At 63.9% G+C, this 12,439-nt stretch carries 13 protein-coding genes; 5 read left to right on the top strand and 8 right to left on the bottom strand.

Annotated elements, in window-relative coordinates:
• Nucleotides 1-8 precede the first annotated feature (8 nt).
• The 8 genes from IVB26_RS09470 to IVB26_RS09435 form a co-directional block, all read right to left on the bottom strand.
• Nucleotides 9-962, bottom strand: a complete 954-nt coding sequence (locus IVB26_RS09470) for a sulfonate ABC transporter substrate-binding protein (protein ID WP_247971419.1) — start codon at nucleotides 960-962, stop codon at nucleotides 9-11.
• A 38-nt stretch (nucleotides 963-1,000) separates the two neighbouring features.
• Nucleotides 1,001-1,951, bottom strand: a complete 951-nt coding sequence (locus tag IVB26_RS09465) for a sulfonate ABC transporter substrate-binding protein (protein WP_247971418.1) — start codon at nucleotides 1,949-1,951, stop codon at nucleotides 1,001-1,003.
• Nucleotides 1,952-2,294: 343 nt separating this feature from the next.
• Nucleotides 2,295-3,458 carry a cytochrome P450 gene (locus IVB26_RS09460; RefSeq protein ID WP_247971417.1) on the bottom strand — a complete coding sequence of 388 codons (1,164 nt, stop codon included), beginning with the start codon at nucleotides 3,456-3,458 and terminating at the stop codon, nucleotides 2,295-2,297.
• Between the two features lie 89 nt (nucleotides 3,459-3,547).
• A complete protein-coding gene (locus tag IVB26_RS09455) occupies nucleotides 3,548-4,441 on the bottom strand; it encodes a L,D-transpeptidase (RefSeq protein ID WP_247971416.1) in 894 nt (297 codons plus the stop codon).
• Between the two features lie 140 nt (nucleotides 4,442-4,581).
• Nucleotides 4,582-5,256: a type 1 glutamine amidotransferase domain-containing protein gene (locus tag IVB26_RS09450; RefSeq protein WP_247971415.1), complete on the bottom strand. Its 675-nt coding sequence runs from the start codon at nucleotides 5,254-5,256 to the stop codon at nucleotides 4,582-4,584.
• A gap of 239 nt (nucleotides 5,257-5,495) precedes the next feature.
• On the bottom strand, nucleotides 5,496-6,284 hold the full coding sequence (locus tag IVB26_RS09445; protein WP_247971414.1) for a helix-turn-helix transcriptional regulator: 789 nt from the start codon (nucleotides 6,282-6,284) through the stop codon (nucleotides 5,496-5,498).
• A gap of 117 nt (nucleotides 6,285-6,401) precedes the next feature.
• A complete protein-coding gene (locus IVB26_RS09440; protein WP_247971413.1) occupies nucleotides 6,402-6,761 on the bottom strand; it encodes a DUF2200 domain-containing protein in 360 nt (119 codons plus the stop codon).
• A gap of 14 nt (nucleotides 6,762-6,775) precedes the next feature.
• A complete protein-coding gene (locus IVB26_RS09435; RefSeq protein ID WP_247971412.1) occupies nucleotides 6,776-7,981 on the bottom strand; it encodes an LLM class flavin-dependent oxidoreductase in 1,206 nt (401 codons plus the stop codon).
• A gap of 265 nt (nucleotides 7,982-8,246) precedes the next feature.
• Here IVB26_RS09435 and napE point away from each other — a divergent pair, with 265 nt between their 5' ends.
• From napE to IVB26_RS09410, 5 genes are read left to right on the top strand one after another with little or no spacing between them, the layout of a single operon-like run.
• The gene (gene napE / locus IVB26_RS09430) at nucleotides 8,247-8,432 is read left to right on the top strand and encodes a periplasmic nitrate reductase, NapE protein (RefSeq protein WP_129275299.1); all 186 of its coding nucleotides are present in this window, start codon (nucleotides 8,247-8,249) and stop codon (nucleotides 8,430-8,432) included.
• 29 nt (nucleotides 8,433-8,461) lie between these two features.
• Complete coding sequence (locus tag IVB26_RS09425) at nucleotides 8,462-8,776, top strand: chaperone NapD (RefSeq protein WP_246922627.1); 315 nt, start codon at nucleotides 8,462-8,464, stop codon at nucleotides 8,774-8,776.
• Nucleotides 8,777-8,792: 16 nt separating this feature from the next.
• Nucleotides 8,793-11,306, top strand: a complete 2,514-nt coding sequence (gene napA, locus IVB26_RS09420) for a nitrate reductase catalytic subunit NapA (protein ID WP_247971411.1) — start codon at nucleotides 8,793-8,795, stop codon at nucleotides 11,304-11,306.
• Nucleotides 11,303-11,773, top strand: a complete 471-nt coding sequence (locus IVB26_RS09415) for a nitrate reductase cytochrome c-type subunit (RefSeq protein WP_247971410.1) — start codon at nucleotides 11,303-11,305, stop codon at nucleotides 11,771-11,773. The genes napA and IVB26_RS09415 overlap by 4 nt, the downstream gene beginning before the upstream one ends.
• Nucleotides 11,770-12,423: a NapC/NirT family cytochrome c gene (locus IVB26_RS09410; protein ID WP_276578717.1), complete on the top strand. Its 654-nt coding sequence runs from the start codon at nucleotides 11,770-11,772 to the stop codon at nucleotides 12,421-12,423. Before IVB26_RS09415 ends, IVB26_RS09410 begins: the two co-directional genes overlap by 4 nt.
• Nucleotides 12,424-12,439 lie beyond the last annotated feature (16 nt).

The following is a 12,439-nucleotide window of genomic DNA, read 5'->3' as shown; positions in this document are numbered from 1 at the left end:
GGTCTTGCTCACGATCCTGGTTTCCGAGCGACGTCGGAGATCTTGATGGATTTGGGAATGAGGCCCAGCGCGAAAAACGCGTCGGCAACTTGCTGCTGGTCGGCGATGACGGCATCGGTGATCGGCTTGATGCCGTAGGCCTGCCGCTTCAACGCCACCTCGACGACCGGGACGGACAAGCCGATGGCAGGGGCAAGTTGCTCAGCCACCGCATGGATGTCGCCCTTGGCCCAATCGTCGACCGTGCTCAGCTCGGCGAGCACGGCGTCGACAATCTTCGGATTGGCGTCGAGGAATTTCTTCGACGAGAAGTAGAACTGGTAGTTGGCGACGATGCCGGTGCCATCAGTGAGCGTGCGCGCGGCGGTGGCGGCCTCCGCCGCGGCCTGGAACGGATCCCAGATCACCCAGGCATCGACCGCGCCGCGCTCGAAGGCGGCGCGGGCATCGGCGGGCGCCAGGAACACCGGCTCGACTTCCGAATACTTCACGCCGGCCTTCTCCAGCGCCTTGACCAGGAGGTAGTGGACGTTGGAGCCCTTATTGAGCGCAACCTTCTTGCCCTTGAGGTCCGCGACCGATGTCAGCGGGCTGTCCTTCGCCACCAGGATGGCCTCGCCCTTCGGGGCCGGCGGCTCATAGGCGACATACTGAATCGGCGCACCGGCGGCCTGCGCGAAGATCGGCGGGGCTTCGCCGGTGTTGCCGAAATCGATGGCGCCGACATTGAGCGCCTCGAGCAACGGCGGACCTGACGGGAATTCGGTCCACACCACCTGGTAGCCGTCAGCGGCGAGCTTCGGCTCCAGCGTGCCCTTGCTTTTGAGCAGCACCAGCTTGCCGTATTTCTGGTAGCCGATGCGGACCACCTTGTCCTGTCCGTAGGACGTGCCGACGGCGGCGGCGACGATGCCGATCGACAGCACGATGGCTGCGATCAGACGCTGAATGATACGCCTCATGTTCAAACCCTCGTGGATGGGAAGAGTGGTCGGCACGGTCAGGCTGCCGGGTTGCGCCAGACGATGTCGCGGATCTGAATCGGCTTCGGGATCAGGCCGAGCTTGTGGAAGCGGTCGGCAACGCCCTGCTGGGTCACGACGATGTCGTCGGTGACGGGGCCGACCACGAAGTTCGCGCGGTTGGCGGCGACGGTCTGGATGTCCAGCGGGACGCCGGTGATCGCGGCGAGCGATTTGGCGACCTCGTCGCGATGCTGTTCGGCCCATTTGCCCGCCGCCGTCGTCACATCGACGATCTGTTGCAATATGGCACCGTTGTTTTTCGCGAAGTCGCGATTGGCGATGTAGAAGGAATTGGTCTTGGTGACCTCGCGCGAATTGATCAGGATGCGGCCGTTCTGCTTGGCCTCGCCGATCGCGAAATACGGATCCCAGATCGCCCAGGCCTCGATGCTGCCGTTGGCGAAGGCGGGACCGGCATCCGGCGGCGTCAGATAGACCGGCGTGATGTCGGCATAGGTGAGACCCGCCTTCTCCAGGGTCTGCACCACGATGTTGTGCGCGCTGGAGCCCTTGGTGAAGCCGATGCGCTTGCCCCTCAGATCGGCGACGGTGCGGATCGGGGAGTCCTTCGGCACCAGAATGCCCTGGCCGTTGGTGATGGGCTGGCCGGCGGCATAGACGATGGCCGCGCCCGCGGCCTGGGCGAACACCGGCGGGGAATCGCCGACCGCGCCGAAATCGACGCTACCGACATTCATCGCTTCCATCATCGGCGGGCCCGAGGAGAACTCGACCCATTTCACGTCGATGCCTTGCGGTGTGAAATGTTTTTCCAGTGAAGCTTGCTGACGCGCGATCACCAGCACGCCGGTCTTCTGATAGCCGATACGAATTTCCTTCACCGCGTTCTGCGCATTGGCGCGCGAAGCGAATGCAGCCGCGGCTGCAGTTCCAAAAGAGAGTCTCAAGAAGTCACGACGCTGCATTCCACACTCCCGGCCGCGTGCGGCCGTCATTCATTCGCGTGTGGAGGATGATGATGCGGGTTACTGGAGGTGTCGAGACGTCCGGGAAAATAGCGATGCGAGCACTGCGCGCGCGGCCGTGCGCATGATTAATCTTTCAAGCGGCGACGACGATGCAGAGCGATTCTTTTCGCACGTGAATGTGAGCGCCGCACTCCTGCCCTCGCCTTTGCCGTCATTCCCCGCGAAAGCGGGGAATCCAGTAGTCCAGAGACGTCCACGGCTCACACGACTGCCGCGGCGTACTGGATCGCGCTTTTCGCGGGCGATGACACCGTCCTTGTGGCGCGTGTGCGCGTCCCGCCTAATGCCACCGCACCGGCAAATTCTGCAGCCCGCGGAACGCCCAGCCGCCGATCCGCACCTCCTCGTCATCGGCCAAGGCAAGCTGCCTGGCGCGGGCGAACACGGTCGGCAGTGCGACGTCCGCGATCATGGCGCGGGAGGCCCACGCGCCGGCGCAGAAATGCGGGCCCGCGCCGAACGCGACGCTCTTCGTCGTATCACGCCGCACGTCGAACTGATCGGCGCGGTCAAAATGCTTCTCGTCGCGATTGGCCGAGCCGAACATCAGGAACACGCGCTCATCAAGCTCGAACGACACGTCGCGGATCGTCCACGACTTTGCGATCCGGCGCGGCGACATGCCGATCGGCGAGATCCAGCGGGCGTATTCCTCGAACGCATCGAGCCAGGTCACCTCGCCCTTGCGCACGAGATCGAGCTGCTCGGGATGGGTCAGCAGCGCCCACACCGTGCCGGCAATCGCCTTGCGCGGCTCGTTCTGACCGCCGGAGATCGCGAGTTTTACATTCGCGCGCACGCTCTCCATCGCCATGCCCGAGGCGAGCAGCACGCCGAGGATGCTCTGGTCGGGGTTCTTGCGCATCACCGGCAGGATGTCGTCGATCGCGGCATCGATGCCTGACGTCGCCGCGTGGCAACGCCCCTCTACGGCGGGATCGCCGGCATAGTTGGCGATGCCCTCGATCATGCCTTGCGACCACGCATCCATATCCCCAAAGCCGATATTGGTGAGGCCGGTGATCGACTTCAGGCATTCGCCGGAGAACGGCAGCGCGAAGTCGCGCATGAAATCGATCCGCCCCGGCTCGATCGCGTCAAGGATGCGGTCGGCATGGGCCTGGAACAGCGCGGTCCAGTGCGCCTTCACCGTCCTCGGCGACACCGTCGGGAACATGGCGCGGCGTTCGACCTGATGCGCCTCGCCGTCCTTGCGCATCATGTTGTGGCCCATCAGCCGGTTCATCAGGCCGGCGGGCTGGTGCGAGGAGAAAACGTCGATCTGCTTCTCGGAGATCGAGATGTCGTCGCGGCTCGTCAGCAGCGTCGAGCCGAGCTGCGGCACGAAGGCGATCGGCGCCTGCTTGCGCATCGTTGCGAGCATCGGATAGGGGTCGGCCCAGAATGCGGCCGGGTCGATGTCGATGCGCGGCGCGGTACTCAAGACGGTTTCCCCTGGGATCTCGTATGCTCCAGAGCAGACTAGCGAACTCCGCGGCCGGCGTCTGTCCCTAGTGATAGGGACCGACTGAGTTACCGCGCCTCTGCGATCTTCGCTCCAGACGGCAGCATCTGTGCGTTGGCCGCCAAGGGCCGCTTCGATGCCGACGTCGGGTCCGGCAATCGGAAAGCGGCATCGGCGGGCGCTGCCTGCAACGGCCGGCGGGCAGCGGTCGCCGGAAGCACGATCACTTTTGCTCCGACTTTCACCCGCTCATAGAGGTCCGTCACGTCGTCATTGGTCAGCCGGATACAGCCAGACGAAACCCGCTTCCCGATCGTATCGGGGTTGTTGGTGCCGTGAATGCGATATTCGGTCTCGCCGAGATACATCGCGCGGGCACCGAGCGGGTTGCCGGGACCGCCTGCCATGAACCGCGGCAGATAGGGCTGACGCCCGATCATCTCCGTGGGCGGATGCCAATCCGGCCATTCTGCTTTACGGGCCACGGTCTGCTCGCCGGACCATGTAAAACCTTCACGGCCGACACCGATGCCGTAGCGCATCGCCTGCCTGTCATTCAGGACGAAATAGAGGAACGTGTGTCCGGTATCGATGATCACGGTGCCCGGCGTCTGGTGACTGGCATAGTCGACCACCTGGCGGACAAGTGCGCCGGGACCGTCAGCGGCTTTCGGCGGTTCGACCAGCGCCGCTGCCGGGGCCGGAATCGGGGCTGGGGCTGCAGCCGGAGCTGACGGACGGGCCGGAGGTGCCACGTAAACCGGCGTTGACGATGCCTGGGCTTGGACTTGAGCCTGGACTTGGGCCTGGGGCGCGGACGGCTTCCGCGCTGGCTGAACGCCGGCCGGGGGCGACAGCAAACTATATCCCGCGACGGCGACGGCCACGACGCCAATTGCAACTCGCGCGGCCATCGGGATTGCGAGCGTCTCGGTCTTTCGACGTTTGGCTCGCTTGCTCATGTCTTTCCCCAGGTCTTCATGCCTGAAGAGGTAACCCAGCAAAATTTAAGAAACTTCGAAGCGATGCCGCTCCGACGGGAACTGTCAGCGATGGTTAACGCCGAACTCTCGCCCGGCGACGTGATGATATGGACGTGCCCCTAGGCAGGTCTTCTGAGCGCGGCCAGGAGTTCCTTCGCCATCGGGCCTGCGGAGGCCGGGTTCTGGCCTGTTATCAGTCGGCCATCGACAACGACCTTCGGCTGCCAGTTTTCCGTTGACGAGTACTCCGCGCCTTCTGCCCGGAGTGCATCCTCAAGCTCGTACGGAACATCATCGCGAGCGTAGTCGTATTCCTCCTTCTTCGAGAACGAGGTGAGCTTCTTGCCATGCACGAAGGGAATGCCGTCGCCAAGGTCTACTCCGAGCAGCGAGCACGGGCCATGACAGACGGCGGTCACGAATTTTCCGGTGCTCCAGGAACGAACAATGGCTCGTTGCACGTCGGCATTGCGCGCGATATCTACCATCGGTCCGAGACCGCCGGGAATCAGAATGGCGTCATAGTCCGCAGCATCGACCTCCGACAGCTTGCGGCTTCGATTGAGACGACGGAAAGCCTTGCTTCCGAAAAACGTCTTCTGGGCCTCGTCCTTTTCATCGTAGGCATCATAGGGTGTCCATCCGCCCGCTACGGACGCGAACTCCACCGCGATCCCCGCCCCGTCAAGCACCGCGAAAGGATGAGCGACCTCCGCAAAAAAGAAACCGGTCTTGCGATTGTGCGGCCCGATGGTAGCTGCATTGGTGACGATAAACAGAACATGCTGAGTCACGGTGTTGCCTCTTCCATCGATTTCAAAATACCAGGAGCTTCCCCAGATCCACGGCCAAAGGCGATCATGGTTGTGTCGCTCCAGTCTGGCAGACACGACCGAACCGATCTATCAGAAAAGAACGATTAGCCGCTGCCTGCCTCGCCTCGTTTCCAGCGAGGTTCAAAAAGGGATGATCGCAGGTGCGGCCGCGTGTCCGCATCGTTCTCGAAAGCAGAGATTACGGACCTCGAATAGCCCTAGTTCAAGCCATCAGGCCGCGCCAGCAGCCGCAGCACGATCGCGAACAATTCGTTCTGCGCGGAAATCCCGAGCCGCTGATAGGCGCGCTTGCGGTAGGTGAGCGTGGAATGCAGGCTGATGCCGAGCGCTTGCGAGATCGCCTCGGAGCTGAAGCCGAGCAAAATGCGGCGGCAGACCTCCTGTTCGCGCGGCGTCAGCGCGGAGAGCGGCGCGCGTGTCGCGAACAATGCGGCGAGGTTCTGGTCGGGCGTCGCCGTCGAAGCCTGCTGGAAATGACGTGCGACGCTGGCACCGATCGCGGGCGCGATTGTTTGAAGCCGCACACGCTCGGCATCGCTGAAGCGGCCCTGGGCCGTGATGCGATAGAAGTTGACGTAGAAGCAGGTGTCGGCGGTCCAGATCGCGGTCGCGCATTTGTCGACGATGCCGGAATCGTGGAAGAAGATCTTGCGGTAGCGCGCGCCGTACATGCGCGGCGCGAAGGACGGCAGCATGATCGGGGCGGTGCCCTCGGCTTCGAACAGCACATCGCGGTTGGGATCGGATTCGTGGAACTGGCCGGCATAGGCTGCGCCGAGATCGCCGCCGATCGGGATGTTGCCGGCATCGAGCAGGCAGGTGACGGCACCCGCGCGGTTCAGCGCGAACACCATGCAATGGCCGACATCGGCCTGCCGGCGCAGCGTGTCGATGAGGACGCTCGGGAAGTCGGAGCGGCCGATGGCGAGCACCGCGGGCGTGATATCGCCGGCCGCCGGATTTGCAGGCGTCCCGTGAGACCACATCGTTCTCTCCCTATCGCCGTTTGCCGAAGGTTTATCAGCAATGGCGGCGCAGCGAAAGACGGGGGCGCCTCGATCGGCCGCGCAAGGCCGCCGGCTCTCCTGGACGGAAGGCTCCGCTCAGTTATTCGTTTGCCGCAGGATCTTGTCCATTGTCTTTCCCTTGGCCAGCTCATCGATCAGCTTGTCCAGGTAGCGGATCTCTTGCATCGTTGGTTCCTTGATGTCCTCCACCCGGACGCCGCAGACGACGCCCTTGATCATGGATCGAGAAGGATTGATCCGAGGAGCCTGCGCAAAGAAGGTTTCAAAGTCCGTCTGCTTCTTCAGCTGAGCTTCCAGCTCCTTCTGACCATAGCCGGTCAGCCAGGAGATGATCTGATCGACCTCGGCTTTTGTCCGTCCCTTTTTCTCGGCTTTCGCAACGTAAAGCGGATACACGCTGGCGAAGCTCATCGTGTAGATCCGATGCTTTGTCACGATGCGTAATCCCCCTACCCCGCCGCCGCCTTCTCTGGTGCCACATTGATGGCGAGCTTGCCGTAGCGGTCGGTGAACGCCTCGGTGTCGATCTCCTCCAGCTGGATCTCGCCGCTCATCACACCTTTCTTCCACGCCGCCTGCGCCGGGTCGTTCTGGAACTCCGGCATCACCTCGCGGCCGAACAGCTCGAGCGATTCGCAGATGTGCTCGTGGCTGTTCTTGCCGGCCTGGTTGAGCAGGATGACCTGGTCGATATGCGAGGACTGGAACCGCTTCAGCTTCTTTCGGATCGTCTCGGGCGAACCGATCAGGCCGCCGCGCAAGGCCGCCTCCTGCGCCTCGGGATTGTCGCGCTTCCACTTGTTGTACTCGTCCCACATGTTGACGGTGTAGGGCGCGGGCCGCTGGCGGTTCTGCGAGGCGCCGTAGAAGCGCAGCGCGAACTGGAAGAAGGTGGCGCCGTCGGCGCGGGCACGCGCCTCCTCGTCGGACTTGGCGCACATGAAGAACGACACCAGCGCCATGTTGGGGTTGATCTCGTAGTCCGCGAGCTTGGAGAGCCGCTTGGTCATGGCGTTGTAATAGGCGTGCACCCAGGCGTGCGCGGCATCGGCGCTGACGAACTGGAAGCCGAGCGCGCCAAAACCGTGGCGGCCCGCGCGCTCGATGGTCGGCAGCTGCGAGCAGGCCATCCACAGCGGCGGATGCGGCTTCTGCACCGGCTTCGGCACGACATTGCGCAAGGGGATGTCGAAATATTTGCCGTGGTGCTCGCTGCCGGCGTCCTTGAACATCGGGAAGATCGCGGCCACGGCCTCCTCGAACACCTCCTTCTTGGTCTCCATGTCGCGGCCGAACGGGGTGAGCTCGGTGATCGAGGCGCTCTCGCCCATGCCGAATTCGCAGCGGCCGTTGCTGAGCAGATCCAGCACCGCGACACGCTCGGCAACGCGGGCCGGATGGTTGGTGGTGAGCTGGAGGATGCCGTGGCCGAGCCGGATGTTCTTGGTGCGCTGGCTGGCAGCGGCGAGGAAGGATTCCGGGGAGGGCGAGTGCGAATATTCCTCGAGGAAATGATGCTCGACCACCCAGGCATGGTCGTAGCCGAGCTTGTCGGCGAGTTCCATCTGCGAGAGCGCGTTCTGGTAGAGGGCGAACTCGTCGCCGGCCACCCAGGGCCGCGGCAGTTGCAGCTCGTAGAAGATGCCGAACTTCATGACGACGTCTCTCCCAAGATTATTCTTGTTAAGCGCATCTTAGTGGGCAGGGCGGCGCTGTCTACGGAGCAGCAATTCCGCCGTGCGGGAGATGAATTCTGCGACCGCACGTAGCAAGAGGCCCGTTTCCGGCGCGCCCTGGGGGTGCGGCCAACTCGACCGATTGATCCAGATCAACGCGTCAGCGGTCCGGATGCATCAAAAGTACCGCAAGGCAACGGCCCGGATGCCGTCCCGATTCCCATACCATTCAGAGAGACCGAATATGTCGGCCCCTGACGACACGATGTCGCGCGTGCGCCGTAAGCGCATGGAGATTTTTGCGTTCCTGTTCCTGACCGCGGTCGTAATGCCCGTCCTCGCGGTCGGAACAGTCGGCTCGTACGGGCTTGGGGTCTGGATCTACCAGATGTTCGCCGGCCCTCCCGGCCCGCCGCCCTCCCCGCATTGATCCCCGACGAGCGAAAGACAGGCATCATCATGGCTCACGCCACACTCAATCGCCGCGCCTTGATTACCGGCCGGGTGCTCAGCGCCGACCGCGTCATCGCCCCGCCGGGCGCCGAGATCGCCAGCATCATCGTGCAGGCGCGCCCCGAGCATCTCGCCGAGCTCGAAGCCGAGATCACCGCGCTGCCCGGCTGCGAAATCCACGGCCGCGATCCGCGCGGCAAGCTCGTCGTCGTGACCGAAGCGCCCGATGCCGGCAGCCTCGGCACCATGCTCAACACCATCCAGTCGCTGCAACACGTCTATTCCGCGGCACTGGTCTTCCACGCCATCGAAACCGCCTGAGTCAGGAAGAGCCATCATGACATCGCCCAAGCTCGACCGCCGCCAGATGCTGAAGCTCGAGGCCGCCGCAATCGCGGCCGCCGCCGCGGGCATGCCGGCTCCGGCGCTCGCCGCCAATCTCGTCACCGAGCGCAACAACAGCGAAATGAAGTGGGACAAGGCCGCCTGCCGTTTCTGCGGCACCGGCTGCTCGGTGATGGTCGGGACCAAGGACAATCGCGTCGTCGCGACCCACGGCGACATCAAGGCCGAGGTCAATCGCGGCCTCAACTGCGTCAAGGGCTACTTCCTCTCCAAGATCATGTACGGCCACGACCGCCTGACCCAGCCGATGCTGCGCAAGACGGGCGGCAAATACGACAAGAACGGCGAGTTCACGCCCGTGTCCTGGACCGAAGCCTTCGACATCATGGAGCTGAAGTGGAAGGAGGCGATCAAGAAGCGCGGGCCCAACGGCGTCGCGATGTTCGGCTCCGGCCAGTGGACGATCTGGGAAGGCTATGCCGCCTCGAAACTGTTCAAGGCCGGTTTCCGCACCAACAACATCGACCCCAATGCGCGGCACTGCATGGCGTCCGCCGTCGCCGGCATGATGCGGACCTTCGGCATCGACGAGCCGTCCGGCTGCTATGACGACATCGAGGCGACCGACGCCTTCGTGCTGTGGGGCTCCAACATGGCGGAGATGCACCCGATCCTGTGGACGCGTCTCGCCGACCGCCGTCTCTCGGCGCCGCATGTCCGCGTCGCCGTGCTCTCGACCTTCGAGCACCGCTCGTTCGACCTCGCCGACATCGGCATGGTGTTCAAGCCGCAGACCGACCTCTACATCCTCAACGCCATCGCCAACCACATCATCAAGTCCGGCCGGGTCAACAAGGACTTCGTCGCCGCGCATACAGTGTTCAAGCGCGGCCAGACCGATATCGGCTACGGCCTGCGCCCGGAACATCCGCTCCAGAAGAAGGCGACGGGCGCGTCGAAGCCCAATGACTCCACCGACATGAGCTACGACGAGTTCGTCAAGTTCGTCTCGGAGTACACGCTGGAGAAGGCCGCCGAAATGTCGGGCGTGCCGCTCAACCGGCTGGAGGCACTCGCCGAGCTCTATGCCGATCCCAAGACCAAGGTGGTCTCGTTCTGGACCATGGGCTTCAACCAGCACACCCGCGGCGTCTGGTGCAACAACCTCGTCTACAACATCCACCTTCTGACCGGAAAGATCTCCTCGCCCGGCAACAGCCCGTTCTCGCTGACCGGCCAGCCCTCGGCCTGCGGCACCGCGCGCGAGGTCGGCACCTTCTCGCACCGCCTGCCCGCCGACATGGTCGTGACCAACAAGGCGCATCGCGACCATGCCGAGCACATCTGGCAGCTGCCCGAAGGCACCATTCCGGACAAAAACGGCGCCCACGCCGTGCTGCAAAGCCGGATGCTGAAGGACGGTCTGATCAACGCCTATTGGGTGCAGGTCAACAACAACCTCCAGGCCGGCCCCAACATCAACGAAGAGACCTATCCCGGCTTCCGCAACCCCGACAATTTCATCGTGGTCTCGGACGCCTATCCCTCGGTGACCGCGCTTGCCGCCGACCTGATCCTGCCGACCGCGATGTGGGTGGAGAAGGAAGGCGCCTACGGCAACGCCGAGCGGCGCACCCAGTTCTGGCATCAGCTCGTCTCCGCGCCGGGTGAGTCGAAGTCCGATCTCTGGCAGCTCATGGAGTTCTCGAAGCGCTTCAAGATCGAGGAGGTCTGGCCCGAGGAGTTGATCGCCAAGAAGCCGGACGTTCGCGGCAAGACGCTGTTCGACGTGCTCTACAAGAACGGCCAGGTCGACAAATTCCCAGTGACCGACATCGAGCCCGGCTACGCCAACGACGAATCCCAGGCCTTCGGCTTCTACGTCCACAAGGGCCTGTTCGAGGAATATGCCCAATTTGGCCGCGGCCATGGCCACGACCTCGCGCCGTTCGACACTTATCACCGCGAGCGCGGCCTGCGCTGGCCGGTCGTCAACGGCCAGGAGACGAAGTGGCGCTTCCGCGAGGGCAGCGACCCCTACGTCAAGCAGGGCACCGACGTGCAGTTCTACGGCTTTCCCGACGGCAAGGCGCGCATCTTTGCGCTGCCGTTCGAGCCGGCGGCGGAATCGCCCGACAACGACTATCCGTACTGGCTCTCGACCGGCCGAGTGCTGGAGCACTGGCACTCCGGCACCATGACGCGCCGCGTGCCCGAGCTCTTCAAGGCCTTCCCCGAAGCCGTCTGCTTCATGCATCCCGACGACGCGTCGGAAGCCAAGCTCCGGCGCGGGGATGAAGTGAAGGTCGTCTCCCGCCGCGGCTTCATCCGCGCCCGGGTCGAAACGCGCGGCCGCGACCGGCCGCCGCGCGGCCTCGTCTTCGTGCCCTGGTTCGACGAGTCCAAGCTGATCAACAAGGTGACGCTGGACGCCACCGATCCGATCTCGCTGCAAACCGACTTCAAGAAATGCGCCGTGCGCATCGAGCGGGTGAACCTGTCATGATGAAGAGAATTGCATTTGCCCTGCTCGCGGTCGCAATCGCCGCGGGAACGAGTTCATTGACCGCGCAGACGGTGACGTCCGGCCTGCGCGGCCCGACCCCGCTCAATGACGAGGGCCCGGCGCCGCCGATGCTGCCGAACCGCAACACCTCCGAAAAGGAGGTGCGCAACTATCCGGAGCAGCCGCCGGTGATCCCGCACAATATCGACGGCTACCAGATCGACCTCAACGGCAACAAATGCCTGTCCTGCCACGCGCGGGCGCGCACTGCGGAGTCGCAGGCGCCGATGGTCTCGATCACGCACTTCATGGACCGTGACGGCCAGTTCCTGGCTTCGATCTCGCCGCGCCGCTTCTTCTGCACGGAATGCCACGTGCCGCAGAACACCGCCAATCCGCCGGTCAGCAACGACTTCACCGACATCGACACGCTGCTGTCGCGCTCAAGCCCCGGTGGCCGGCGATGACGACGGCCGCTGACGAGCCCAATGCCGAGCTGAAGGCCAAGCGCGGCTTCCTGGCGCGAAGCTGGGACTTTATGCTGGAGCTCTGGCGGGTGCTGACCCGGCCGAGTTCGGTGTTCGCGCTCGGCACCCTGGTGCTGGCCGGCTTCGTTGCCGGCGTGATCTTCTGGGGCGGCTTCAACACGGCGCTGGAAATCACCAACACCGAGAAGTTCTGCACCGGCTGCCACGAGATGAAGGACAACGTCTACGCCGAGCTGAAGCCGACCATCCACTTCAGCAACCGCTCCGGCGTGCGCGCGACCTGCCCGGACTGCCACGTCCCGCACAACTGGACCGACAAGATCGCGCGCAAGATGCAGGCCTCCAAGGAGGTCTGGGGCAAGATCTTCGGCACGATCAACACGCGAGAGAAGTTCCTCGATCACCGGCTCGAGCTGGCGGCGCACGAATGGGCGCGCTTCAAGGCCAACGATTCGCTGGAGTGCCGCAACTGCCACAGCGCCGATTCCATGGACATCACCAAGCAATCGCCGCGGGCATCAGTGGCGCACCAGCGCTTCCTGTTCACCAAGGAAAAGACCTGCATCGACTGCCACAAGGGCATCGCCCACCAGCTGCCCGACATGCGCGGTGTTCCGGGCTGGCAGTAGGGTGGTCGCGAGCTTG

The organism is Bradyrhizobium sp. 195 (assembly GCF_023101665.1).
Taxonomy (GTDB): domain Bacteria; phylum Pseudomonadota; class Alphaproteobacteria; order Rhizobiales; family Xanthobacteraceae; genus Bradyrhizobium.
The sequence above is the reverse complement of the archived record's forward strand: the minus strand, read 5'-3'. Positions and strand labels throughout refer to the sequence as shown.